Genomic DNA, 23,966 nt, shown 5'->3' on the forward strand with positions numbered 1-23,966 from the left:
GCGCTGCCGCTTCACTTCACGCGGACGGTGAAGGCGTGGGTGAGCCCGTCGAGGGCGCTGACGTTCTCGCTGAGCGTGACGCTCGCGACGGTGCGCCCGTCCGGGATCAGCCCCAGCAGCCGCACCGAGAGCTGCTCGCCCGGCCGCAGCTCGCCCTCGGCGTCCGCGTTGCGGTCGGCGCGCACCATCACATCCGTGAACTTGACCCGCTCGCCGTTGTCCAGCGTCACTTCCGCCGGGAACACGTCGCCGCGGTAGAACTGGCTTTTGCTGCCCGCGTTCTTGAGGGTCAGGGCCACGACCGCCACCTGCTGCCCGTCCTCGGGGGCCGCAAAGGCCGTCAAGGTATCCCTGGTGTACGTGACGCCCTTGACCTGCGCGTCGAAATACCCGAGCGGCAGCGTGGTGCCCAGGGCCGCTGGAATCACGGCGGGCGCGGTGACCGGGTCATTGGGGGTGCTGAGCGCGGCGGGCAGCGGCTTCACCACGCCGCGCAGGTCGTAGCGCAGCACGGCCGGATGGTCGTCGCCGAGCGGCTGGACGATCAGCTTCGGCACCGGCCCGGTGGCCGGCACCAGGATGGCGGTGACCACGTCGATCCTCTGCCCCGGTTTCAGCTGCAGCTCCAGCGGCGTGGTCTGCCCCTCGCGCGACAGGGCGTCCTCGGCGTCGTGGTTGACGTCCTGGGCGTCCACCGCCGTCAGCTTGAGCTGGTCGCTGCGCACCAGCAGGTCCTGCTGCTGCGGGTTGTGCAGGGTGTAGTGCACGATCAGGAGCTTCTGCTCGCGGGTCGGGATGACGCTGCCGCCCCCGACGTTCGCCCGCCCCACGCTGAACTCGGCGCCGCGCAGGATGAAGTTCATGGGGTTCTGCCGGCCCACGGTGTACTCCTGCCCCGGCCGGGCGGCGTCGCCGGGCCGCTGAGCCGTGCCCATCACGGCCGGCCCGGACACCTTGGCGAACACGAGCGTTCCCCGGCTCACGGCGACGGTCAGGCCCAGCGCTTTGGCGAGGCTGTTCACCTCCGCGTACGGGCGGCCGTTGATGGAGACGGTGCTCGGCAGGGCCTTGACGTTCAGGGAGGTTCTGAACGCCTTGACGAACGCCTGTGCGTCCAGATAGGTCCGGTCGGCGCGCTGCTGGGTATCGAGCGTGGTGTGGACGCCCCCGTATGAAACGGAGTTGGGTGCCGCCAGGGCGGGGGTGAGCAGGGCGAGGCTGAGGGCAATCATCATGCGGTGGTTCATCAGGTTCCTTTCCGTCGTCACGGGAGCCGCGCCAGACGCAGCGAAGACGACGAGAAGGTAGACCGAACCGGATGTATTTCCGATGATTCGCCCTGGCGTGCTGTCCAGCGCATGCGGTTGGAGCGCGTAGCCCTGGTCCGGTGAGCGACACCGTTCGGCCCGGCCACTCAACCGCTGGCCTTTCGGCCTCCTCTCGTGCAGCGACCGGATCACCGGCAGTTCATCCCGCGTACGCCACTGTGCGTCATGCCGACGCCTGACCCTCTGGACGCTCCGCCATGACGCCCCCCCACCAAGACGACGCGCCGCGGCTCTACGTGCTGCGCATCTGGTTCGAGCATGACGGCCTGCTGCAGGTGTGGCGCGCGTCCATCCGCCTGCAGGACCAGCGCCGCGCCTTCAGTTCCCCGCACGACCTGCTGAGCTTTCTCGAGGCGGAAGTGGCGCGGGACGGGCCAGACCGGAACGGCTGACCGCGGATGCTGGGGTTCCCCTGCCCGCAAACGAGCAGGCCCCCTGCGGTTCAGGGCCTGCTCGGCGGTGCTCTGGATCACGGCACAGCGTCGCTTCAGGACGGTCCTTCGAGATTCGGGCCGACGGGGCCTGCCAGACGTCTCGAGTCGTTCATCGCGTCCATGGCCTGGTTCAGGCGGTGCTGCCCCGCAGTGAAGTCTCCCGCAAAAACGGCAGCAACAGGGCGAGCAGACTCCAGAGCCGTGTCAGGATGGCGCCTCCCGAGCTGCGTCTCTGCTCGGCGGGTCAGCCCACAGACAGGGCTCAGCATGGGCGTGGGTGGCCAATCCCAATGTTGGTGCGCATCTGTGTCTCGGATCGCCCGCGGGAGGAGCACGCCAACACCGGCCAGCCTTTAGGTGGAGCCGGGCACGGGTGACACGCCTGAACTCAACTCCGGTCCGACCGCCCGAACCGTGTTGGGCGAGCCGGTTGCCCAGGCTCGCCCAATGAACTGGCGTTTGTCCGCGGTGGACTCCCCTTCTTCTGCCCTTACCGTGACACCCAGAGCGGCGTACTGCTGAAGGTACCGGAATGACCGCAGGTGTCAAAGCCGTTGAACATCAGGGACGTCTCAGTGGTCGTCAGGGCATCCGCGTCGTGGGTGGCGATCTTCAGCGGCGTTTTCGACGGGCCGTCCACCAGCATCGCCGAGACGGTGTAGCGGCCGACCGGGATGTCCCGGACCCCGCCGCGCAGGGTGCCGGTCTTGATGACGGTCTTCCCGGTGCTGCCGTCGATCAGCGGCCCATCCGGCACGAACTTCACTTCCACGGTGGCATCCCAGTCCACCATCTGGTCCTCGGTGGCGTTGATCAGGTTGTTGAACGCGACCGTACCGCCCCAGACCGCGTCGCCCTCTTCGCCGGTGTCGCCGGTCATTTTCCAGGTGAAGCTCCGCACCGCGCCGTTGGCCGGGTTGAACGCTTCCGCGTCGCTGCGGCTGTTGGGGGCCATGCGCACGCAGTAGTGCCGACCGTTGTACGTGACTTCCTTGAAGGCGGTGGCGTAGTACGGCGCCGTCTGGGTGTTGAGCGGCACCGACTGGTAGCGTCCCTGGGCGTTCGTGAACGCGAAGAAGGTGCCGCGGAACATCGCGGGCTCAATGATGATCCGGGCGTCCGCGACCGGCGCGCCGCGCTCGTCGAGCACCTGACCCGCCACGGTATTCGCGGCGGCGCCCACCGGCCCCGGCACCGGCGTGCCTCCACCCGCCGACGGTCCTGCTCCCACGCTGCTCCCCCCACACGCCGAAAGCGTCAGGGCCACGGTGGCCAACACCAGTACGTTTCGCATACATCCTCCTTGGCGGAGTCGGACCGCTGGTCTTCACGGCCCGTTCTCGCTTGGGGTCAGGGTGCACCACACAGGATGTATTTCGAATGATTGCTCCCCCACCCGCCGCGAGGGTCTGGCAGGCTTGAAGGTGGCTGTGCTGACCGGCAACGAAACTGCATCGCCTTCCGGCACCTCGCCTCGCGGGCGTCCGGGGCTGAGCGACGCCGGCCAGCGACACGAGACGCGCGCCTCGATCGTCTCGGTGTCTCGATCGACGTGAGCCGCGGTTCACGGTCCGGAAGCGCGGATCTGCACGTCAGACGGTTTCGCTGCCAACCTCGCCGACCGGCTCCAGTTCGAGGGGACGCTCGCGGTCCGGAAGCGCGAAGCTGAACGTCGCGCCTTCCCCCTCCCGCCCCTCGGCCCAGACCCGGCCGCCCTGCCGGGTCACCAGCCGTTTGACGTTCGAGAGCCCCACCCCAACGCCCTCGAACGAGTTGCCGTGCAGGCGTTTGAAGATCCCGAACAGCTTGTTCGCGTAGGCCATGTCGAACCCCACGCCGTTGTCGCGGATGTGCACGGCATGCTCGTGGTCCTGGTGGGTGGCCCAGATGTCGATCACCACCTCCTCGCGGTGGCAGGAATACTTCAGCGCGTTCGACAGCAGGTTGACGAACACCTGCCGCAGCGCGGTGAGGTCCCCTTGAACGACCGGCAGCTGCTGGACGTTCCAGCGCACGCGATCAGACTGGTCCTCCGGCGGCAGCTCCCGAATCACTTCCCGGACCAGCGCGGTCAGGTCGACCGGGCGCAGGTCCAGGTCCTGGCGGCTGGTGCGGGCGAAGTCCAGCAACCCCAGAATCAGCCGGTCCATGCGGTGGGTGGCCTCCTGGATCGTCTGCAGGTACCCGAGGGAGCGTTCCGACAGCTCGTGACCCGCCTTGCGGTGCAGCAGGTCCGCGAAGCTGGCGATGTGGCGCAGCGGCGTGCGCAGGTCGTGCGACACGCTGTACGCGAACGCCTCGAGTTCTGCGTTCATGTCCTGCAGCTGCGCGGTCCGCTCCTGCACCCGCGCTTCGAGCGACACGGTCAGCGCCTGCAGCTCCTGCTCCATGTGCTTGCGGTCGGTGATGTCCCGGCCGGTGGACACGAAGTGCGTGATGTTCCCCCGCGGGTCCTTGAGCGGGGTCAGCGTCTTCTCCTCGGTGTACAGGGTGCCGTCCTGCCGGCGGTTGACCACCTCGCCCCGGTAGGTGTCGCCGCGCGCCAGGGTGGTCCACATGTCAGCGTAGAACGCGTCGTCGTGGACGCCGGACTTCAGCAGGTCCGGACGACGGCCCAGCGCCTGGTCTCGCCGGTAGCCGGTGACCGTCTCGAAGGCCGGGTTCACGTACTCGATGGTGCCGGCGCGGTCGGTGATGAACACCGGGTCGGCCAGCTGGTCCAGGGCCCGCGACAGCTTGTCGCGCTCCTGCCGGGCCCGCTGCGATTCGCGCCGCAGCTGGGTCTGCGCCTGTTGGGCCCGCTGCGCCTCGAACGCGCGCAGCTGCCGTTCCTGACTTTGCAGCGAGAGGGTCTTGAGGTGCAGGTCCACGAACACGCCGACCTTGGCGCGCAGGATCTCGCTCTGGACCGGCGCGAAGATGAAGTCCACCGCGCCGAGCCGGTAGCCGCCCAGCAGCTCGGTCTCCGCCCGGTCATAGGCGGTCACGAAGATGATGGGCGTGGACTCGCTCTGCGGCCGGCTGCGGATCAGGCTGGCGGTCTCGAAGCCGTCCATGCCGGGCATCCGCACGTCCAGCAGAATCACCGCGAAGTCGCCTTTCAGCAGCAGGCGCAGCGCCTCCTCGCCCGAGCCGGCGAACACGATCGGCTGCTCCAGCACCTCCAGGGCGGCGGCCAGCGCCAGCCGTTTGGACGCCTGGTCGTCCACGATCAGGATCGGTGCGGTCGGCAGGGTCATGCGGGCGGCCTGCCCCGAGGACGGGGAGCGCTGCTGGGTGGCCGGGTGTGCTTCACGACAGCCCCCGGCTCAATGGGCCAGCCAGATCCGCAGCAGCGACAGCAGCTGATCGGTGTTGACCGGCTTGCTGATGTAGTCGCTGGCCCCGGACTCGATGGACTTCTCCCGGTCGCCGGGCATGGCCTTGGCGGTCAGGGAGATGATCGGGAGCGTCTTGAACTTGCGGTTCTGACGGATCAGGCGCGTCGTCTCGTAGCCGTCCAGCTCCGGCATCATCACGTCCATCAGGACCGCGTGGATGTCCGGCGTGCTCTCCAGCATGCTGATGGCGTCCTGCCCGTTCTCCGCCGTGAAGACGGTCATCCGGTGACGCTCCAGCACGGCCGTCAGGGCGAAGATGTTGCGGATGTCGTCGTCCACCACCAGCACGCGCTTGCCGTGCAGGGCCGAGTCCTGCCGCCGCTCCTCGGCCAGCAGCTGACGCTGGGCCTCCGGCAGTCCCGCCTCGTCCTGGTGGACGAACAGCGTGACCTCGTGCAGCAGGCAGCCGGGCGTGCGGGCGTCCTTGAGGATCAGCGCGCGCGCCGCCTTGCGCAGCTGCACCTCCTGCGGCCGGGTCAGGTCCTGGGCGCTGTACGCGATCACCGGGACCGTCTTGGCCTGCGGGTGCTTCTGCAGCAGTTGCAGCACTTCCATGCCGACCGCGGCGCCCGGCTGCAGGTCCAGCACGATGCACGCGAACGCCTCCTGCCCGAGGGCCTCCAGCGCCTCGGCCGCGGTCCCCACCGCCGTGACCGCCACGTCCGCCCCGCCGACCAGCTGCTTCATCTGCTTGCGCTGCGCCGCGTCTGCCGCAACGAGCAGCAGCGGGCGCGGCTGACCGGACCGGACCGCTTCCAGCCGGTCGAAGGCCTGCGTCAGGTCCGCCTTGTCGCCGGACTTCATGATGTGCCCGACCGCGCCGAGCTTGCGGCCCACCAGGCTGTGCTCCGCGCCGGAGATGATGTGCACCGGGATGTGGCGCGTCACCGGGTGGTGCTTCAGGTGGTCCAGCACCACCCAGCCGCTGGTGTCGGGCAGCGTCAGGTCCAGCAGGATCGCGTCCGGCCGGTGCGTCTGCGCGAGGCTCAGCGCGTGCTCGCCCAGGGCGGTGATGAAGCCCAGGTACCCGCGCTCGTGCGCCACCTCCAGCAGGATGCCGGCGAAGGTGGGGTCGTCCTCGATGATCAGGACCGTCTGGTCGCCCGGCTGCACGATGAAGCGGTCATCCTCCAGCGCGGCCGCGCTGGGGCGGGCACTGAGGCTGGCCTCCGGCACGTTCCGGCTGCTGGGCAGCGCCGGCGCTGAGGGCGTCGCGCTGCCCGTGACCGCGTTCCCGCTGGGCAGCGGCCGGCTGACCCGCTCCGGGCCGCTCCACGGCTCGCCGGCGGGCAGGTACAGCGTGAAGACGCTGCCGCGCCCCGGCGTGCTCTCCAGCGTGATCTCCCCGCCGAGGATGCGCGCCAGCTCCCGGCTGATCGCCAGGCCCAGGCCGGTGCCGCCGTACTTGCGGCTGGTCGACCCGTCCTCCTGCTGGAACGCCTCGAAGATCACCCGCTGCTTGTCCGGCGCGATCCCGATGCCGGTGTCGGCCACCTGGAACGCCACCACGCCCGGCGCGCGGTCCAGCTCGTCGCTGGTCCAGCCGAAGGAGGCGGGCGCGACCTGCAGCGTCACCTGGCCCCTGGGCGTGAACTTGAAGGCGTTCGACAGCAGGTTCTTCAGGATCTGCAGCAGCCGCTTCTCGTCCGTCGCGAGGCTGGCCGGCAGGCTCGGGTCGAGCTGCAGCGCGAACTCCACCTGCTTGTCGGCCGCCACGGGCCCGAAGGTCGCGTCCAGCACCTCGCTGAGCGTGCGGTACGGCACCTCGCTCAGGTCGGCGGTGACGGTGCCCGACTCGATCTTCGACAGGTCGAGGATGTCGTTGATCAGGGTCAGCAGGTCGTTGCCGGACGCGTAGATGGTCTTGGCGTAGCTGAGCTGCTTGTCCGAGAGGTTGTGCTCGGGGTTGCTCTGCAGCTGGTTGGCCAGCAGCAGCAGGCTGTTGAGCGGCGTGCGCAGCTCGTGGCTCATGTTCGCCAGGAACTCGCTCTTGTACTTGGAGGTCAGCGCCAGCTGCACGGCCTTCTCCTCCAGCGCCTGCCGGGCCAGCTCCACCTCGTTGTTCTTGCGCTCCACCTCGCGGTTCTGGTCGGCGAGCAGGCGGGCCTTCTCCTCCAGCTCCTCGTTGGTCTGCCGCAGTTCCTCCTGCTGGCTCTGCAGTTCCTGCGCCATGCCCTGCGACTGCGCCAGCAGCGTCTCGGTGCGCATGGTCGCCTGAATGGTGTTCAGCACGATCCCGATCGACTCGGTCAGCTGCTCCAGGAACGCCAGGTGCGTGTCGCTGAAGGTGCCGAAGGACGCAAGCTCCACCACCGCCTTGGTCTGGTTCTCGAACACCACCGGCAGCACGATGATGCTGCTGGGCGTGGCGCTGCCCAGGCCCGAGTTGATCTGGATGTAATCCTGCGGCACCTGCCGCAGCACGATCGGCTGCTGCTCCAGCGCGCACTGCCCGACCAGCCCCTCCCCCATCCGGAAGCGGTTGCCCAGGCCCTTGCGCTCACGGTAGGCGTAGCTGGCCTGCAGCTGCAGGGTCGGTGTGGGCGCCGCCTCGTCCATGGTGTAGAACACGCCGTGGCTGGCGTGCACCAGCGGCGCCAGCTCCGAGAGGATCAGCCGGCTGACGGTCAGCAGGTCGCGCTGCCCCTGCAGCATGCGCGTGAAGCGCGCGAGGTTGGTCTTCAGCCAGTCCTGCTCGGTGTTCTTCTCGGTGGTGTCGCGCAGGTTGTGGATCATCGCGTTGATGTTGTCTTTCAGCGCGTCCAGCTCTCCGCGAGCATCCAGGTTGATCGAGCGGGTCAGGTCGCCGGCCGTCACGGCGGTCGCTACGTCCGCGATGGCGCGCACCTGGGTGGTGAGGTTGGCGGCCAGCCGGTTCACGTTGTCGGTCAGGTCCTTCCAGGTGCCGCTGGCACCCGGCACGCTCGCCTGGCCGCCCAGCCGCCCTTCCACGCCCACCTCGCGCGCCACGCCCGTCACCTGATCGGCGAAGGTGGCCAGCGTGTGGATCATGCCGTTGATCGTCTCGGCCAGCTCCGCGATCTCGCCCTTGGCTTCCAGCGTCAGGCTCTTCTTCAGGTCGCCGTTCGCGACCGCCGTCACCACGCTGGCGATGCCGCGCACCTGACCGGTCAGGTTGCCTGCCATCGAGTTCACGTTATCCGTGAGGTCTTTCCAGGTTCCGCCCACGCCGCGTACATCGGCCTGACCGCCCAGCTTGCCTTCCGTACCTACCTCGCGCGCCACGCGCGTCACTTCGCCGGCGAAACTGTTCAGCTGATCCACCATCGTGTTGATGGTGTCTTTCAGCTCAAGCAGCTCCCCACGCACGTCCACGGTGATCTTCTTGCTCAGGTCCCCGTTCGCCACCGCCGTCGTCACGAAGGCGATGTTGCGCACCTGCCCGGTGAGGTTCCCGGCCATGAAGTTCACGTTGTCGGTGAGGTCCTTCCAGGTGCCCGCGACCCCGCGCACGTCCGCCTGACCGCCCAGCTTGCCTTCCGTACCTACCTCGCGCGCCACGCGCGTCACTTCTCCGGCGAAGCTGTTCAGCTGATCCACCATCGTGTTGATGGTTTCCTTGAGCTCGAGGATCTCGCCGCGCACGTCCACCGTGATCTTCTTGCTCAGGTCGCCATTTGCCACGGCGGTGGTCACCTCGGCGATGTTGCGCACCTGCCCGGTGAGGTTGGACGCCATCGAGTTCACGTTGTCGGTGAGATCCTTCCACGTGCCGCCCACGCCGCGCACGTCCGCCTGACCGCCCAGCTTGCCCTCGGTCCCCACCTCGCGCGCCACGCGGGTCACTTCTCCGGCGAAGCTGTTCAGCTGGTCCACCATGATGTTGATGGTGTTCTTCAGGTCAAGAATTTCGCCGCGTGCATCGACGGTGATCTTCTTGCTCAGGTCCCCGTTCGCCACTGCCGTGGTCACGTCCGCGATGTTCCGCACCTGACTCGTCAGGTTGCCGGCCATGAAGTTCACGTTGTCGGTCAGGTCCTTCCAGGTGCCCGCGACGCCGCGTACATCCGCCTGGCCGCCCAGCTTACCTTCGGTACCTACTTCACGGGCCACGCGCGTCACCTCGCCCGCGAAGCTGTTCAGCTGATCCACCATCGTGTTGATGGTGTTTTTCAGGTCCAGAATCTCGCCGCGCGCGTCCACCGTGATTTTCTTGCTCAGGTCCCCGTTCGCCACCGCCGTGGTCACGTCCGCGATGTTCCGCACCTGGCCCGTCAAATTGGACGCCATCGAGTTCACGTTGTCGGTGAGGTCCTTCCAGGTGCCGCCCACACCCACCACATCCGCCTGACCACCCAGCTTGCCCTCGGTGCCCACCTCACGGGCCACGCGTGTCACCTCGCCCGCGAAGCTGTTCAGCTGACTGACCATGGTGTTCACGGTCCGGGCCGTCTGCAGGAACTGCCCCTGCACCGGCTGCCCCTCGGCCTCCAGGGCCATGGTCTGCGAGAGGTCGCCGCCCGCCACCGCCGTGATCACGCGCGTCATCTCGTTGGTCGGCCACACCAGGTCGTCGACCAGCATGTTCACGCCTTCGATCAGCTCCGCCCAGCCGCCCACCGTGGGCCCCAGCGGCACGCGCTGCGTGACCTTGCCCTCCTTGCCGACGATGCGCCCGACCCGCGCCACGTCATGGGCGATGCGCTGGGTGTTGGCCAGCGCGTCGTTGAAGGCGTCCGCGATCTTGCCGGCCACCCCAGTCCAGGTGACGGGCAGCCGCGCGGCGAAATCACCGTCCCGGTACGAGACCAGGGCCGACAGCAGCAGCTGCGCGTCCAGCTGGTCCACCATCAGGGCGCCGGAGTCAGACATGCGGGTGTCCAGAGCGGGCGGAAGCGCACACGGCCAACAGTTGAGGGAACATCATGTCGCCACAGCTTAGTGCACCGGTTGTCGCCAAGGGAATGAAGAATTTATGGTCTCGGGGGAGGATCCGGCGAGTGACGTGAGGCGTCTGGGACTCACCGGAGCTTGAGCGAACGGGCACCCGCGACCTGGAGATTGGCGCTCTGCAGAAGCCACCCGCCCATCCGGGCCAGGAGGCGTCCGTCTGCTGGGCGGAGACCCTGCACCTCAACACGCCGCGGCCCGGAACACCTGTAAAGGTCACATCAACCGTGCGTGAAGCGCGGCTTTTCACTCCACAAACTCACCTTGACCGTCTCGCCAGACAATCCTGAGGGGGCAAAGGCATGCTGTCCTCACCAACGGCAGGCGCTGTTGTCATCTCACGCCCAGGAGGACCACCATGCCGCACGCGACCACCAAGACGCTGTTGACCCTCGCCCTGATCCTGGCCCCGATCACTGCCCTGGCGCAGAGCGACACCTCCAGCACCGACGCCACCACCCCCGCGACCACCAGCACCGACACCAACGGCACGACCACCACCACGCAGAACAACAAGCCAGATTACGGCTGGCTGGGCCTGCTCGGTCTGGCGGGTCTGGCGGGTCTGCGCCGTCAGCCGCCCACCGTGGTGGTCCCGGACCGCAACACCACCTCGCGGGTCTAACACGCTCGGTTGATCAGAGGCGGCCCAGTGGGCCGCCTTCTTCTGGTTCCACAGACACACGTTCGAGCCGCTGGGCTTCCACCACGTGGGGCTTCGGCGGCGGGCCTATTGCATCCGGTACGGACGCGCGTCCCCCTCGAACTGGTAATGAATCCGCATCACGATGTCCTGGGCGTGGTTGCCGAACTTCCGGCCGTACAGATTGATCCCACCGACGTTCTGGGCATCCGGTTTGATGCCGATCCGCACCCGGATGTAATGCTTCCCCTGCAGCTGCAGATCGGCGATGGTCCGGGCCGACACCACCTGGTCATCCAGGTAGGACTGGTCGGTGCGGACCGTCCAGCGCTTGAGCTCCCCGTACGTGGACTGGTGCTCGATCCACCAGTCCGGCATCAGCGGCGTGCGCACGCCCCCGAGGTCTCCCGGACTGGTCCAGGTGCCCACCTCCTGGTCGTTGACCCACAGGGTGATGTCGGACGGCCAGTCCAGCGCGTACTGCGGGGCCTCGCTGCACAGCTCCATGCTGAGTTCCAGCTGCTGGATGGTGGCGCCGAACGGGATGTTGTTGGGAAACTGGTATTCCACGTAGCCGCTGCCGAACCACAGGATCTGGGCGTGCACGTGATCCGGTTCGAAAAACGACCGGGGATCGTCGAGCCGCGCGATGATGCTGGCTTCGGACGCCAGGCCGCAGGTCGGGTGGATCTCGCACTGGCTGTAACTGCCCACCGGCATGCTGATCTCCACCACGTTGTCGTCGTTGCTCGCCCGGATGGCGGCGCCCGGCAGATCGAAGAGGATTTCGTCGTAGCGCTTGCTCACCAGCTTCTGCGAGCCGCGCGAGCCCGGCTGGTACTCCACCTGCAGCAGCCCGGCCGCTTCCAGCTGCTTGACATGAAAGCCGGCGGTGCTGAGCGGAATGCCCAGCGCGGCCGTCAGTTCCGTCAGGTTCATCACCTCGTGTGACAGGATGCCGAGAATCAACAGGCGAACGTCCGAATCCAGCGCCCGGATCACCTTCCGGGCCGTGGTCCCACTGATGCGCAGTTGCTTACTGCCGGAAACAGCCATGTGCCCTCACCGACCGAGTTTACTGCCCGGCGAGGCCAACCGGCCGGATTGCTCCAAGAATAGTTGTACTTTTCCAAGAGTTCTTCTACAGTACAGATGTTCAAACCCGACAGCGCCAGATGGTCCACCTGCTCACGTCCCCGAGAGGTCCAGGTGGTCCAGCTCACCCTTCCTGTCACCTGATCCAGGGGCGATCCGGCCCCTGGAGCGGCACCCCTGCGTCCGGTGGTCCAGCGGGCCGGTCCCTGACCGGGCGGTTCCCCTCCACCCGTGGTGTTTGAACGTTCGTTCATGCGGCTCGCCAGGATCCCTCCGCCCACGACCATTTCTCGTTCCGGGCCGGCTGCCCGGCGTCAAGGAGCCACCATGAAACGTCTGCTGATCACGCTCGCCCTCGCGTCCACCACCCTCGCCAGCCAGGCCAGTGCGGCCACCACCATCACCTTCTGGGACCTGCTCGGCGGCGGAGACGGCGCGCGCATGCAGCAGCTGGTGGACGGCTTCAACAAGAGTCAGGGCACGTACCAGATCAAGCGCACCACCCTGGCGTGGGGCATTCCGTACTACACCAAGGTGCGCACCTCGTCGGCGGTCGGTCAGGGTCCGGACCTCGCGATCCTGCACCTCTCGCGCCTCAGCGGCTGGGCGGAAGCCAAGATCCTGCGCCCCATCGCCCCGGCGGAGCTCTCCAGCGCGGGCCTGAAGGGCAGCGAGTTCTTCCCGAAGCTCTGGCAGGCGTCCAGCTACAGCGGCCAGAACTACGCCGTGCCGCTCGACACCCACCCGATGGTGCTGTACTACAACAAGGACATCCTCAAGAAAGCCGGACTGCTCGGCGCGGACGGCACCATGACGCCGATCACCAGCATGGCCGACTTCAACGCCGCCCTGGCGGCCATCAAGAAGACCGGCGCCCAGGCGCTCTCGTTCGAGAACGGCCCGACCTCCTACATGCCGTGGCGCATCTGGCTGGCGCTGATCGCCCAGCAGGGCGGCAGCATCGAGCAGGGCAACAAGCTGACCTACGGCGCCCTGGGCACCTCAACGCTGAACACCATCACCGACTGGGTCAAGAACGGCTACGCGGGCAAGAACGTCGATTACCCCACCTCGGTCGCGCAGTTCGTGAACGGCAAGGCCGCCTTCATGATCAACGGCGTCTGGGAGGCGCCCACCCTGGTGGACGGCACCAAGGCCGGCAAGATCAAGTTCGGGTACGGCGTGGTGCCGTTCCCCAAGCTCTACAGCAACCAGAGCACCTGGGCCGACTCGCACGCCTTCGTGCTGCCCAACAACGTGGGCAAGGCGGCCGACCCTGACAAGGTCAAGGGCGCCCTGCAGTTCGTGGCGTACGCCGAGAAGAACGCCCTGGTCTGGGCGGGCGGCGGGCACGTCCCGGCCAACCTCACGGTCGCCAACGGCGCGGCGTTCAAGGCCATGAAGCCTAACTCGGACTACGCGGCGGTCGCGGCGCAGAACGTCACCTACGATCCGCAGGGCTGGTACAGCGGCGCCGCCGGCCCGCTGGAAGCGGCGTCGGCCAAGTACTTTCCCGCGGCGATCAACGGTCAGCTGCCGGTGGACCGGGCGATCAGCCTGTTCGAGACGGACGCGAAGAAGCTGCTGACCTCCGCGCCGAAGCCCTGAACCGTGACGGCCGGCACCCCCACCAGGGGCGCCGGCCACTTCAGGCCGGTGGGCCGCCGCGCGTGGACCGCCGGTCGATCTGGAGGTTGACATGACCGCGCTCCAACGTCCCGCTCAACGCCACGGACCCAGGCGGGCCTCCACCGTCTGGGGGCCTGTTTTTTTCCTGCTGCTGCCGTTCCTGGCGGTGTACCTGCTGTTTTTCGTCTGGCCGGCCCTGCAGACCCTCTGGCTCAGCTTCACCACCAGTGGCCTGACCGAGACCGGCCCGTGGACCGGCCTGAGCAACTTCAGGACCCTGATCGGCGACGCTTCCTTCTGGTCGGCGCTGGGCCACACCGTATTTTTCGCGGTGCTGACCGTGATTCCGCTGACGGCCATCGGCATGCTGATGGCGATCCTGACCCGCTCGGGCGGCCGGTTGCGGCGGGTGGCGCAGGCGGTGTTCTTCATCCCGTACGTGCTGCCGGTCAGCGTGGCGACCCTGATCTGGCAGTGGGTGCTGAACCCCAACCTGGGCGTGGTGAACGCGGCCACCGGCAGCCAGATCGCCTGGTTCTCCGACCCCACCCTGGCGATGCCGGCGGTGGCGGCAGTGACGGTGTGGTGGACCATCGGGTTCAACATGCTGCTGTTCCTGGCGGGCCTGCAGAACATCCCCCAGGAGACCTACGAGGCGGCCGCGCTGGACGGCGCCCAGGGCGGGCAGGTGTTCCGGTACATCACCTGGCCGGCGCTGTGGCCGACCACGGCGCTGGTGCTGACGCTGCAGCTGGTAGGCTCCTTCAAGATCTTCTCCCAGGTGTACCTGCTGACCGGCGGCGGGCCGTTCGACAGCACGCGGGTGGTGCTCGAGTACATGTACGACACGGCCTTCACCAACACCGACGCCGGCTACGCGTCGGCCATCGCGGTGGCGTTCTTCGTGGTGATCCTGCTGCTGACGCTGCTGCAGAACACCCTGCTGAACCGGGGCCGCGCATGATCGCGTCTCGCCGTTCGGTCTGGATGATGGTGCTGGCGACCATGGCGCTGCTGCTGATGATGGCCGTGTGGGCGGCCCCGCTGCTGTGGGCCCTGATCACCGCGCTGAAACCGGAGCTGCAGGCGGCCGCGCAGCCGATCGTGTGGCTGCCGAACCCGGTGACGCTGGAGAACTTCGCCGCGGTGCTCACCAGCGGGAACCTGCCGCGCTGGTACGCCAACAGCGTGGTCACCTCGCTGATCATCACCGCCGCGACGCTGATCCTCTCCGCAATGGCGGCGTACGCCTTCTCACAGCTGACCTTTCCTGGCCGCAACGCGCTGTTCTGGTTCTCGCTCGCGGGGTTCATGCTGCCGTTCGAGGCGCTGCTGGTCCCGCTGTACAAGCTGATGAACAACCTGCATGCCATCAACACGCTCGCCGGCATCATCCTGCCGCAGCTGGTCTCGCCGATCGCGATCTTCGTGTTCCGCCAGTTCTTTGATCAAATTCCCAAGGAATTCCGGGAGGCGGCCGTGATGGACGGCGCGACCGAACTGCGGATCATGTGGAGCGTGTTCGTGCCGCTGAGCGCCAACATCATCTGGGCGCTGGCGATCGTGACCTTCATCGGCGCGTGGAACAACTTCCTGTGGCCGTTTATCGTGGTGAACTCCACCGAACAGATGACCATCCCGGTGGGCCTGACCCAGGTGCAGAGCGCCTACGGCCTGCGCTACGCCCAGACGATGGCGGTCGCCATTCTGGGCGGCCTCCCGGTGATCCTGGCGTACCTGCTGTTCCAGCGCCGGGTGACGGAAGGCTTCCTGTCGGCCTCCGGCCTCAAAGGCTGACGCGCGCTGATGACCCCGAGGACCCCATGACTGAAGACCCGACCTTTCCACGTCCACAGCTGCGCCGGGCCGACTGGCGCGACCTCAGCGGCACCTGGGACTTCGCCTATGACGACCAGAACATCTGGCGGTCCCCGGCCGAGGTCACGTTCGACCGGCGGATCACCGTGCCGTTTCCCCCGGAAAGCCCGGCCAGCGGCGTGCACGACACGGACTTCCACGCGGTCGTCTGGTACCGCTGCCGGGTGCCGCTCCGCGGGCCGGAACGGCCGGTGGCGGGCGAGCGCCGGCTGCTGCTGCACTTCGGCGCGGTCGATTACCGCGCGTCGGTGTGGGTGAACGGTCAGCTGGTCGCCGAGCACGAGGGCGGGCACACGCCGTTCTCGGCCGACATCAGCGCCGTGGCCGGCGACGCGCCGGCGCTGGACGTGGTGGTGCGGGCCGAGGACGACCCGCATGACCTGTCCCAGCCGCGCGGCAAGCAGGACTGGAAGCAGGAGCCGCACGTGATCTGGTACCACCGCACGACCGGCATCTGGCAGCCGGTGTGGCTCGAATGGGTGCCGGACGTGCACCTCACGGCCCTGCGCTGGACGCCGGACCCGGACCGCAAGGAAGTGCGGCTGCAGCTGCGGCTGGTCACGCCGCCGCCCAGCGGCTGGCGGACGCGGGTGACGCTGCGCCTGCGCGGTGACCTGCTGGCCGAGCAGACAGTGGCCCTGACCGGCCGGGACGCCTCGCTGACCCTCAGCCTCGCGCACGCCGCCGGCACGTACGACAAGGACGAGCTGCTGTGGTCCCCGCGCTTCCCCAACCTGATCGACGCGCTGATTGAGGTCATCCGGCCGGACGGCCAGGTGTCGGACACCGTCTACAGCTACGCCGGGCTGCGCAGCGTGGAGGTGAGCGACGGCCGCTTCCTGCTCAACGGCGTCCCCTATTTCCTGCGGTTGGTCCTGGCCCAGAACTACTGGCCCGAGTCGCACCTGGCCGCGCCGAGCCCGGATCACCTGAGGCGCGAGGTGGAGCTGGCCAAGGAGCTGGGCTTCAACGGCGTGCGGATCCACCAGAAGATCGAGGACCCGCGCTTCCTGTACTGGTGTGACCGGCTCGGCCTGGTGGTGTGGGGCGAGGCGGCCAACGCCTTCCTGTTCACCAGCGACGCGCAGGAACGGCTGACCCGTGAGTGGCTCGAAGCGCTGCGGCGCGACGTCAGCCACCCGTGCATCGTGGCGTGGGTGCCGCTGAACGAGTCGTGGGGCGTCCCGAACCTGGAGCGCGACCCGGCGCAGCGGCATTTCGTCAAGGGGCTCTACCACCTGACCCGCTCGCTGGACTTCACCCGGCCCGTGGTGGCGAACGACGGCTGGGAACACGTGGCCGGCAACATCCTGGGCATCCACGACTACGCCCTGAACGCCGAGGTGCTGCGCGAACGCTACGGCAGCCACGAGCAGATCGAACGGACCTTCGCTTCGGTGCAGCCGCACTTCCGCAACATCTTCACCGACGGCCACCACCGCTCGGACGAAGCGGTGATGCTCACCGAGTTCGGCGGCCTGAGCATCCGCCCGCAGAACGACGAGCAGTGGTGGGGCTACGCCACGGTCGGGTCGGCCGAGGCGCTGCTCAGCGCGTACGACACGCTGGTGTCGGCCGTGCTGTCCTCGGACGTGCTGATGGGCTTCTGCTACACCCAGCTGACCGACACCGCGCAGGAAACCAACGGCCTGCTGCGCGCCGACCGCACCCCCAAGGTCGACCCGGCGCAGCTGCGGGCCATCAACCGCCGCCCGGCCCGCTCGGTTCCGGGGGACATCGTCCAGGACATCCACCACGACGCCCAGGAGCGGGCCGGCACCCTCGGCAGACGGACCCTGTCGGCGGAGCCGGCCCCCTCCTGATCCCGGCGGGGTCCAGGGGCTGCCCACGAGGCCGCCGTCTTCTGGTTCGCAGGGACGCGGCCGAGGTGAGGCCGCGTCCTGGACGGGCAGGTGTCCCGGTACCCTCCCGCTGTCGGTGGGCTCGACGTCTCAGCCCTGAAGGGTCGTCTGGCGCCCCGCCCAGCGTTTCCGAGGCCCCTTGAGGTGGGCGCTCCGCTCTACTTCTGGCAGGTCAGCCGGACCCGGAGGCTCGGATCCGGCACCGTGTACTTGACGCCCACGTAATCCGGGATCTTCGGGTTGATCTGCAGGATGAACTTGTCCGGGCGCATCGCCTGCGCCTGAGCGTCAGTGGTGCCCCTGGGGTACGAGAAGCGCAGGTCATAATTCAGCACGCCGCCCTGCAGCACGTCCTGGCTCCAGGGCTTGAGGAAATCGTTGTCGTCCAGCTGGAGGCTGGTGCCGTCGGAGAGCAGCAGCATCGGCTGGCTGCCCCCGCTGCTGGCTCCGAAGCCGGTGCTCATCATCGAGGTGGTCTGCGTCGCCCCGTTGCGCATCTCCAGGTGCACCGACCAGCCGGGAATGTCCGGGCTGCCCGCATCCGGCGTCCGAATGGCCTTGAGCCCACTCACCTTGACGCGCCAGATGCCGTTGAAGAGCGTCTCGTTCAGGCAGCCCTCCAGCGCCGCGATCTGGTTGGCGCCGCCGGCCGCCGTCTGAGTGGCCCCCGTGGCCGCCCCTTTCGACGACAGTGTCAGGGTGCTGCCGCTCACGGTGCCGGTGATGCCCAGCGATTTCAGCGCCGACAGCGGCACGTACGTCTCACCGTTCATCACCACCGCCGCTTTTCCCGCGACCTGGCCGTTCACGATCAGCCGGTAATTGGTGGCCGCCAGCACCAGCCCGGTCAGGCCCAGGGCCAGCACAGCGGCGGCTTTCCCCCCTCTGCCTACACTCATGTTCCCTCCGGTCCTCGGTCAGCCTGCGGCTGACGGCGCGCTGGGTCACGACGGGTCGCGGCTCACTCCTGCTCCGGGCTGACGCTCTGCGTGGTGGTGTCTTCAGCTTACTCTTCCTGCCCACTCTCCGGCGCGTCGAGCCGCACCGTCAGCGGCTCGCCCTCGGTGAAGCGGAAGGTGAGTTCCAGCGTCGCCTGGAGGGCCGAGGCCAGCGCGCGCAGATCGGCCACCTCCAGCTCGTCCGTGATGAAGTCGGACAGGCCCTCGTCGGTCCAGTCTTCTGGCTCCGGACGGCTCAACCGTGCCAATGGATGGCCCCGCAGCGCCAGCGTGTTGTCGATGGCGGCCCGCAGGAGCAGCAGCCGGATGTTCTGATTGAATGGATCATCCATGCCACTCCAGTTGGTGGTGGGTGTGGGATCGACGTCGAGGAGAGGGTCCGGCAGGTCGTCATGGGTCATGGCAGCGCTCCTGTGGAGAGAAGGCGGAGGGGTGAACAGCTGGGACTCGCCTGTACTTGCTGTGTTCAGGTGCGTTGTCTGGCTCTGAGCAGCATGTCCATCTGGGCGCGCAGCGGGTCGTCCGCGACATACAGCGCCAGCAGGGTGGTGTGCAGGTCCGCGATGGTGCAGCGCAGGTCCGCTGGGGGCGCGGTCTTGAGCGCGTCCGCGAGTGCTGTCGTCACCCGCATGGCCACCTGCTTGGTCGTCTGGCGCAGCGGCTGCCGTCCTCGCCACGGCAGGCCGCTGTCGGCCAGCACCGCCGCGACGGCCAGCGCATCCGGATTCCGTTGGGTGGCCGCGTCGGTCAGGGCATGCAGATAGCGCAGCCGCAGCAGGGCGTCGACGCGGTGGCGCCACTCCGGCAGGGCCAGGTAGGCCAGGGCGAGGGTGAGCTGCAACTCGTACTCACGGACCGAGCCGTCCCCCGGCTGCAACGCCTGCACTCGGCTCAGCAGCGCCGGGTAGATCCGGTAACTGGTCTGGGTGACGTGGTCGCGCACCGGGCGGTTCAACCGCCACGGCTGGCCCAGCGCCTCACAGCGCTTTCGGACCGTCAGGATCAGCTCCACGGGAACGGGAGGCGAGGAGGGTGGGCGCACTGCTGGCGCGGGTGGAGGCCGGCGCAGGACACCGAGCTGCTGGGTGAGCTGCTGCGGCAGGTTCCGGCCCTGGCGCTGCACTTCGGCGTTGAGGGCCCACACGCCGGCCTGCAGGGTCAGCTGCTGCACTTCGGCGCGGGTGAAGGGGGTACTGGAGGGGAAGAGGCGCTGCAGCAGCGCTTCGGCGGCGAGCAGAGCACTCGGGTGGGGCGAGTCTGGCGCGGGTTCGTTGGTCATGGGGTCACCTGCCCGCGCGTGCACGCTGTCCGGGTAGCGCACACCATGCCAAACACACCCGCAGATAGCAAGTGCTGTCCAGTACACGAAAAACAGTCTCCAGACGCTTCGCTTCCAGAAGGCACGGACCCTGCAACACCTAGTTTGCTACTCCGGAAATCAGATTCTCAAGCCGCACTAAACTTGACACAATAGCGCTCAAGTTATAAGATGTGGTCATCGGTAAGGACGTGCCCAGGCACGCCGAACCCCCACACCAACCAGCAGGAGGACAAAAGATGATGCGATTTGATCCTTTCCGCGAAATCGAAGAACTCAGCCAGCGCGTTGACCGTGCATTCGGTCAGGCCACCCAGGCGCCCGTCCGCTTCGCCCCCCCCGTCGACGTTCATGAGGACGCCAGCGGCCTCGAACTCTCCCTGGACCTGCCGGGCGTCAAGCCCGAGGACATCAGCGTCGACGCCGAAAGCCAGACGCTGACCATCCAGGCCGAGCGCCGCTACAGCCGCACGGAAGGCCGCACCGCCCACCGCGTCGAGCGCGCCTACGGCACCTACTCCCGCACCTTCAGCGTCCCGGCCAAGTACGACCTCTCCAAGGTCGAGGCCACCTTCGAGAATGGCAGCCTGACCCTGCGTGTTCCCCGCAGCGAAGCCGCCCAGAAGCGCAGCATCACGGTGAAGTCCGGTGGGACGACGCTGAATGCCAACGCCCTGAACAACGACAACCCCAGCGCCTGACCTGAAGCTTGAAGTGGCGGCCCTCCCGGATGGGAGGGCCGTTTCCTTTGCATCTGGTGGTCATCGGCCCGGCCACAAGGTCCCATCCGGTTCGGTCCCCTGAAGCGAATCCACCGGACCAGACCGGGTCGGCAAGGCCCCTCTTCTCCGCCCACCCAGCCGCTGAGGCGTGGGTGACCCCTCCCTGTGGGCTCGGGAGGGCGCGCTTTGCCCCGCGCTATCCGGACGGGTGAACTGCGGTGTAATGGCCTATGCCACGACCTGCCACCGGCCGTCAGCGCCAGGGAGAAATCTTTGTTCAGGGGTTGGGGGGCCGCCGGCCCCTGGTCCCCACCGCCCCCGCCCCGCTGGAAGCCGCCGCGCAGCGGCACCTGAGCGAGGTGGCGTTCGCGTATGTTGCGGGCAGCGCCGGGGCTGAGCGCACCACGCGGGCCAACCTCGCCGCCTTCGAACGCACGAAGCTGGTTCCCAGGCGCCTGGTGGGCAGCCACGCCCGCGACCTGAGCGTCACCCTGCTGGGCCACACCTACCGTTCGCCGCTGCTGCTCGCCCCGATCGGCGTGCTGGAACTCGCCCACCCCCAGGCGGACCTCGCGGTGGCGCGCGCTGCTCACGCGGAGGGGATTCCCTACGTGCTGAGTTCCCAGGCGTCCTACCCGATGGAACAGGTCGCGGCCGCCATGAACGGCACGCCGCACTGGTTCCAGCTGTACTGGGGCACCGACGACGGCGTCACCCGGTCGTTCGTCCAACGGGCCGAGCGCACCGGCGCGCAGGCCATCGTCGTCACGCTGGACACCACCCTGCTGGGCTGGCGACCGCGCGACCTGGACCTCGGCTCGCTGCCGTTCCTGCGCGCCCAGGGCATCGCGCAGTACCTGTCCGACCCGGTGTTTCGGTCACGCCTGAACGTGCCGGTCGCTCCGGCCGGCGGGTCTCCCCCGCGCTCCCCGGCCCTGCTGCGCGTGGCGCTGCAGCACCTGGCCAAAGCGCGCACCTTCGACCTGAGCAGCACCCAGATCCGCGAGGCCTGTGCCCGGTTCGTCGCGACGTACACCAATCCAGCCCTCGGATGGGACGACCTCGCCCGGCTGCGCGAGTGGACCCGCCTGCCGATCCTGCTCAAGGGCATCATGCATCCCGAGGACGCCCGCGAGGCCGCGCGCCGGGGGCTGGACGGCCTGGTCGTCTCGAATCACGGCGGCCGGCAGATCGACGGCGAGCAGGCCACGCTGGACGCCCTCCCGGCGGTGGTGGAGGCCGCCGGGGACCTGCCGGTGCTGGTCGACAGTGGGATCCGGACCGGCTCGGACATCGCCAAGGCGCTCGCCCTTGGGGCGCGGGCCGTGCTGCTCGGCCGGCCCTACATGTACGGGTTGGGCATCGCCGGGGAGGCCGGCGTGCGCGAGGTCATCCGGAACGTGATCGCGGAATTCGACCTGACGCTGGGCCTGCTGGGCGTGCGCAGCGCGCGGGCGCTGGACGCCAGCGTCCTGGCCCCAGGGGAAACAGGCCAACCGAAGGACCGGGACACGAACACGCCGATGGAGTCCAGCCGAGGAGATTGACCTCAAGGAGGGGTCGAGCTCACGGTCAGTCGTTCCAGAAGAGGGATGGCCGACCTCCCCTGTTCACCCCCTGGGCTCCAGTGCCGCGCACCCCGCCGTCTGGCGGCCCTGTCAGGGTGTTGCTGTTCGGGACACTTCATGCCGACCATGACAGAACGGGCCGGGCGGCAGGACGTGGGCGGCGGGATCGAACGGCCGCACTGGAAGGCAACCATAGAGTGTCCTGGGCCGTCCGGGACCCGCCGGCTTCGGCAAAGCGCGGTCCATTCGCGTCGCCTCCTACCGGACCTGACTGGCGACCTTGAAGAGGCGGTCGTGCGCGGCCCGGACCTGCCGTTCATTCATCTTCAGCAGCGCGCGGTCGTAGGTCAGCAGGCCGTTGACCTCGATCTCGACGTCGGTCGTCTGGGTGTAGATGGCCGCGCTCAGGCCCTGCCGGACCAGCGGCTCCAGCCGGGTGATCAGGCCGGTGTAGGCGCCGGTCAGGGCCGCCCGGTCGCTGTAGGTGCGGTAGCCCCAGTTGGCCTGGGCCTGCCAGGTGTGCCCCGGCAGCGGGAGGCCCAGCCCGCCGAACTCGCCGAGCACCGCAGCGCGGCCTGAAGTGGCCGGCGGCGCTTCGGGGCCGGGATAGCGGTGCCAGTCGAGCACATTGCCGACCTCCCGGTCGTTCCAGCCGCTGGCACTGTCCACCAGGCGGGTCGGATCAAGCCGCACGAGCAGCGTGGTGAGGCGAGCGGTGTCGAACTGCCCCCAACCTTCGTTGAACAGCACCCACATCACGATGGACGGGTGATTCTGGTGGAGCGTCACCAGCCGGGTGAGCTCCCGCTGAAACTGGGTGGCCGAGCCGTCGAGCCGCGAGATGTCCGGGCCGCCCTGCTCGGCGGTCTCGTCGCCGCTCGGCATGTCCTGCCACACCAGCAGCCCGAGCTTGTCGGCCCAGTAGTACCAGCGTTCGGGCTCGACCTTGACGTGTTTGCGCACCGTGTTGAACCCCAGGCGTTTGAGCGTCTCCAGGTCCGAGCGGAGCGCGGCGTCGCTGGGGGCAGTGTACAGGCCGTCCGGCCAGAAGCCCTGGTCCAGGACGCCCAGCTGAAACAGCGGGCGATTGTTCAGCAGCAGACGCGGTCTCCCCTGGGCATCCGGCCCCACGGAGATCTTGCGCATGCCGAAGTAACTGGAGACGCGGTCGGTCGCGCGTCCCTGGTGCTGCAATTCCACGGTCAGCCGGTAGAGGTACGGCTGGCTGGGCGACCACAGCTTCGGCGCCTTCAGCTGGAGCGTCAGCGGCGCGCCGGCCGGGCCGCTCGCCTCGGCCACCACCACGCTCCCGGCCAGCGCGACCGCGTGAATCCGGTCCCCCGGCGGCGCGTCCACCCGCAGCACCAGCCGGCCGCGGTCAATGTCCGGGGTCATGTGAAGCGAAGCAATGTGGGCCACCGGGACCGGCTCTAGCCACACCGTCTGCCACAGGCCGCTGCTGGAGGTGTACCAGATGTCGTGCGGCTCACGCACCTGTTTGCCGCGCGGCTGCCCACCGGAATCGCCGGGGTCCCAGACGCTCACCACCAGCTCCTGGGGGCCCGTGCCGCTCAGGGCGTCCGTGACGTCGAACGAGAACGCATCGTACCCGCCGGTATGCTCGCCCACCTTATGGCCGTTGACCCAGACCACGGTGTCCCAGTCGGCCGCGCCGAAATTCAGCATCAGGCGTTGCCCGTGCCAGCCGGCCGGCACCGTGAAGGACCGGCGGTACCACAGGCGCTCCCGTTCATCGAGCGGCCGCCGGACCCCCGACAGCGCCGACTCCAGCGGAAACGGCACCAGGATCTGTCCGGCCCAGCGCTGCGGGCGGGGGGCGTCCACCGCTGCAAAGGCGTATGACCACAGGCCGTTGAGGTTCTGCCACTGCCGGCGTACCAGCTGCGGCCGCGGGTACTCGCCCAGCACATTGGCCGGGGTCACCGCCTTTCCCCAGCGAGTGACCAGCGGGGCGGGCGCGGCCGCCCACTTCGCCTGCGCGAGCGGCAGACACAGCCCCAGCAACGACAGCAGCACCCGCACGGTGTTCAACATGAATGTGAACTCTCCTTCCAGCAGCGGAGGACGAGGGGAATGGGGGCGGCTGTTCCTGGAACAGCCTGACCAGCGCGGCCGTCCTCAATGCTCTGTGTAGACTTCCTGGAGCGTAACACGCAAATAAACCCAGGCTGGACTACGGCTGGATCAAGCACCGCTCTGTGCCTTGACTCACAGTCGC

Annotated in this window: 17 protein-coding genes; 8 read left to right on the forward strand and 9 right to left on the reverse strand. The window is 68.2% G+C overall.

Going from position 1 to position 23,966, the window contains the following annotated elements; all coding sequences use genetic code 11:
* Nucleotides 1–11: 11 nt before the first annotated feature.
* Nucleotides 12–1,247, reverse strand: a complete 1,236-nt coding sequence (locus ABOD76_RS07675) for a hypothetical protein (RefSeq protein WP_350244220.1) — start codon at nt 1,245–1,247, stop codon at nt 12–14.
* Nucleotides 1,248–1,525: 278 nt separating this feature from the next.
* On the opposite strand from ABOD76_RS07675, the gene ABOD76_RS07680 reads away from it, so the two are divergent.
* Nucleotides 1,526–1,720, forward strand: a complete 195-nt coding sequence (locus tag ABOD76_RS07680; protein ID WP_350244221.1) for a hypothetical protein — start codon at nt 1,526–1,528, stop codon at nt 1,718–1,720.
* 532 nt (nt 1,721–2,252) lie between these two features.
* Here ABOD76_RS07680 and ABOD76_RS07685 read toward each other — a convergent pair.
* From ABOD76_RS07685 to ABOD76_RS07695, 3 genes are all read right to left on the reverse strand, one after another.
* Nucleotides 2,253–3,056 carry a carboxypeptidase-like regulatory domain-containing protein gene (locus ABOD76_RS07685; protein WP_350244222.1) on the reverse strand — a complete coding sequence of 268 codons (804 nt, stop codon included), beginning with the start codon at nt 3,054–3,056 and terminating at the stop codon, nt 2,253–2,255.
* 298 nt (nt 3,057–3,354) lie between these two features.
* Nucleotides 3,355–5,001 (reverse strand): sensor histidine kinase, encoded by a 1,647-nt coding sequence (locus ABOD76_RS07690; protein ID WP_350244223.1) that lies wholly within the window; start codon nt 4,999–5,001, stop codon nt 3,355–3,357.
* 69 nt (nt 5,002–5,070) lie between these two features.
* Nucleotides 5,071–9,975, reverse strand: coding sequence for a HAMP domain-containing protein (locus ABOD76_RS07695; protein ID WP_350244224.1), 4,905 nt, complete (start codon nt 9,973–9,975; stop codon nt 5,071–5,073).
* A gap of 436 nt (nt 9,976–10,411) precedes the next feature.
* Here ABOD76_RS07695 and ABOD76_RS07700 point away from each other — a divergent pair, with 436 nt between their 5' ends.
* Nucleotides 10,412–10,678, forward strand: a complete 267-nt coding sequence (locus ABOD76_RS07700; protein WP_350244225.1) for a WGxxGxxG family protein — start codon at nt 10,412–10,414, stop codon at nt 10,676–10,678.
* A gap of 105 nt (nt 10,679–10,783) precedes the next feature.
* On the opposite strand, the gene ABOD76_RS07705 is transcribed toward ABOD76_RS07700, so the two are convergent.
* On the reverse strand, nt 10,784–11,752 hold the full coding sequence (locus tag ABOD76_RS07705) for an ArsR/SmtB family transcription factor (protein WP_350244226.1): 969 nt from the start codon (nt 11,750–11,752) through the stop codon (nt 10,784–10,786).
* Between the two features lie 366 nt (nt 11,753–12,118).
* Here ABOD76_RS07705 and ABOD76_RS07710 point away from each other — a divergent pair, with 366 nt between their 5' ends.
* The 4 genes from ABOD76_RS07710 (at nt 12,119) to ABOD76_RS07725 (ending at nt 17,121) form a co-directional block, all read left to right on the forward strand.
* Nucleotides 12,119–13,399 carry an extracellular solute-binding protein gene (locus tag ABOD76_RS07710; protein ID WP_350244227.1) on the forward strand — a complete coding sequence of 427 codons (1,281 nt, stop codon included), beginning with the start codon at nt 12,119–12,121 and terminating at the stop codon, nt 13,397–13,399.
* Between the two features lie 91 nt (nt 13,400–13,490).
* A complete protein-coding gene (locus ABOD76_RS07715) occupies nt 13,491–14,384 on the forward strand; it encodes a carbohydrate ABC transporter permease (RefSeq protein WP_350244228.1) in 894 nt (297 codons plus the stop codon).
* Nucleotides 14,381–15,217 carry a carbohydrate ABC transporter permease gene (locus ABOD76_RS07720; RefSeq protein ID WP_350244229.1) on the forward strand — a complete coding sequence of 279 codons (837 nt, stop codon included), beginning with the start codon at nt 14,381–14,383 and terminating at the stop codon, nt 15,215–15,217. Before ABOD76_RS07715 ends, ABOD76_RS07720 begins: the two co-directional genes overlap by 4 nt.
* Before the next feature lie 26 nt (nt 15,218–15,243).
* Nucleotides 15,244–17,121, forward strand: a complete 1,878-nt coding sequence (locus tag ABOD76_RS07725; protein ID WP_350244230.1) for a glycoside hydrolase family 2 protein — start codon at nt 15,244–15,246, stop codon at nt 17,119–17,121.
* A 197-nt stretch (nt 17,122–17,318) separates the two neighbouring features.
* Here ABOD76_RS07725 and ABOD76_RS07730 read toward each other — a convergent pair whose 3' ends face one another.
* The 3 genes from ABOD76_RS07730 to ABOD76_RS07740 all read right to left on the reverse strand — a co-directional run bounded on the left by ABOD76_RS07730 (nt 17,319) and on the right by ABOD76_RS07740 (nt 19,398).
* Nucleotides 17,319–18,059 carry a hypothetical protein gene (locus tag ABOD76_RS07730; RefSeq protein WP_350244231.1) on the reverse strand — a complete coding sequence of 247 codons (741 nt, stop codon included), beginning with the start codon at nt 18,057–18,059 and terminating at the stop codon, nt 17,319–17,321.
* A gap of 107 nt (nt 18,060–18,166) precedes the next feature.
* Nucleotides 18,167–18,520 carry a hypothetical protein gene (locus ABOD76_RS07735; protein WP_350244232.1) on the reverse strand — a complete coding sequence of 118 codons (354 nt, stop codon included), beginning with the start codon at nt 18,518–18,520 and terminating at the stop codon, nt 18,167–18,169.
* Nucleotides 18,521–18,585: 65 nt separating this feature from the next.
* Nucleotides 18,586–19,398: a hypothetical protein gene (locus tag ABOD76_RS07740; RefSeq protein WP_350244233.1), complete on the reverse strand. Its 813-nt coding sequence runs from the start codon at nt 19,396–19,398 to the stop codon at nt 18,586–18,588.
* A 278-nt stretch (nt 19,399–19,676) separates the two neighbouring features.
* Here ABOD76_RS07740 and ABOD76_RS07745 point away from each other — a divergent pair, with 278 nt between their 5' ends.
* Entirely contained in the window at nt 19,677–20,138 is a 462-nt protein-coding gene (locus ABOD76_RS07745) for an Hsp20/alpha crystallin family protein (protein ID WP_350244234.1), read from the forward strand.
* A gap of 251 nt (nt 20,139–20,389) precedes the next feature.
* The gene (locus tag ABOD76_RS07750; RefSeq protein WP_350244235.1) at nt 20,390–21,706 is read left to right on the forward strand and encodes a lactate 2-monooxygenase; all 1,317 of its coding nucleotides are present in this window, start codon (nt 20,390–20,392) and stop codon (nt 21,704–21,706) included.
* A gap of 279 nt (nt 21,707–21,985) precedes the next feature.
* Here the strand turns inward: ABOD76_RS07750 and ABOD76_RS07755 are convergent, their stop codons facing one another.
* A complete protein-coding gene (locus tag ABOD76_RS07755; RefSeq protein ID WP_350244236.1) occupies nt 21,986–23,782 on the reverse strand; it encodes a glycoside hydrolase family 2 protein in 1,797 nt (598 codons plus the stop codon).
* Between the last annotated feature and the right edge of the window lie 184 nt (nt 23,783–23,966).

This window comes from Deinococcus sonorensis KR-87 (assembly GCF_040256395.1).
GTDB classification, from domain to species: Bacteria; Deinococcota; Deinococci; order Deinococcales; family Deinococcaceae; genus Deinococcus; species Deinococcus sonorensis.

Coding starts and splice junctions, on each gene's coding strand:
- ABOD76_RS07675 (WP_350244220.1), bottom strand. CDS start 1,247: ATGAACCACCGCATGATGATTGCCCTCAGCCTCGCCCTGCTCACCCCC.
- ABOD76_RS07680 (WP_350244221.1), top strand. CDS start 1,526: ATGACGCCCCCCCACCAAGACGACGCGCCGCGGCTCTACGTGCTGCGC.
- ABOD76_RS07685 (WP_350244222.1), bottom strand. CDS start 3,056: ATGCGAAACGTACTGGTGTTGGCCACCGTGGCCCTGACGCTTTCGGCG.
- ABOD76_RS07690 (WP_350244223.1), bottom strand. CDS start 5,001: ATGACCCTGCCGACCGCACCGATCCTGATCGTGGACGACCAGGCGTCC.
- ABOD76_RS07695 (WP_350244224.1), bottom strand. CDS start 9,975: ATGTCTGACTCCGGCGCCCTGATGGTGGACCAGCTGGACGCGCAGCTG.
- ABOD76_RS07700 (WP_350244225.1), top strand. CDS start 10,412: ATGCCGCACGCGACCACCAAGACGCTGTTGACCCTCGCCCTGATCCTG.
- ABOD76_RS07705 (WP_350244226.1), bottom strand. CDS start 11,752: ATGGCTGTTTCCGGCAGTAAGCAACTGCGCATCAGTGGGACCACGGCC.
- ABOD76_RS07710 (WP_350244227.1), top strand. CDS start 12,119: ATGAAACGTCTGCTGATCACGCTCGCCCTCGCGTCCACCACCCTCGCC.
- ABOD76_RS07715 (WP_350244228.1), top strand. CDS start 13,491: ATGACCGCGCTCCAACGTCCCGCTCAACGCCACGGACCCAGGCGGGCC.
- ABOD76_RS07720 (WP_350244229.1), top strand. CDS start 14,381: ATGATCGCGTCTCGCCGTTCGGTCTGGATGATGGTGCTGGCGACCATG.
- ABOD76_RS07725 (WP_350244230.1), top strand. CDS start 15,244: ATGACTGAAGACCCGACCTTTCCACGTCCACAGCTGCGCCGGGCCGAC.
- ABOD76_RS07730 (WP_350244231.1), bottom strand. CDS start 18,059: ATGAGTGTAGGCAGAGGGGGGAAAGCCGCCGCTGTGCTGGCCCTGGGC.
- ABOD76_RS07735 (WP_350244232.1), bottom strand. CDS start 18,520: ATGACCCATGACGACCTGCCGGACCCTCTCCTCGACGTCGATCCCACA.
- ABOD76_RS07740 (WP_350244233.1), bottom strand. CDS start 19,398: ATGACCAACGAACCCGCGCCAGACTCGCCCCACCCGAGTGCTCTGCTC.
- ABOD76_RS07745 (WP_350244234.1), top strand. CDS start 19,677: ATGATGCGATTTGATCCTTTCCGCGAAATCGAAGAACTCAGCCAGCGC.
- ABOD76_RS07750 (WP_350244235.1), top strand. CDS start 20,390: ATGCCACGACCTGCCACCGGCCGTCAGCGCCAGGGAGAAATCTTTGTT.
- ABOD76_RS07755 (WP_350244236.1), bottom strand. CDS start 23,782: ATGTTGAACACCGTGCGGGTGCTGCTGTCGTTGCTGGGGCTGTGTCTG.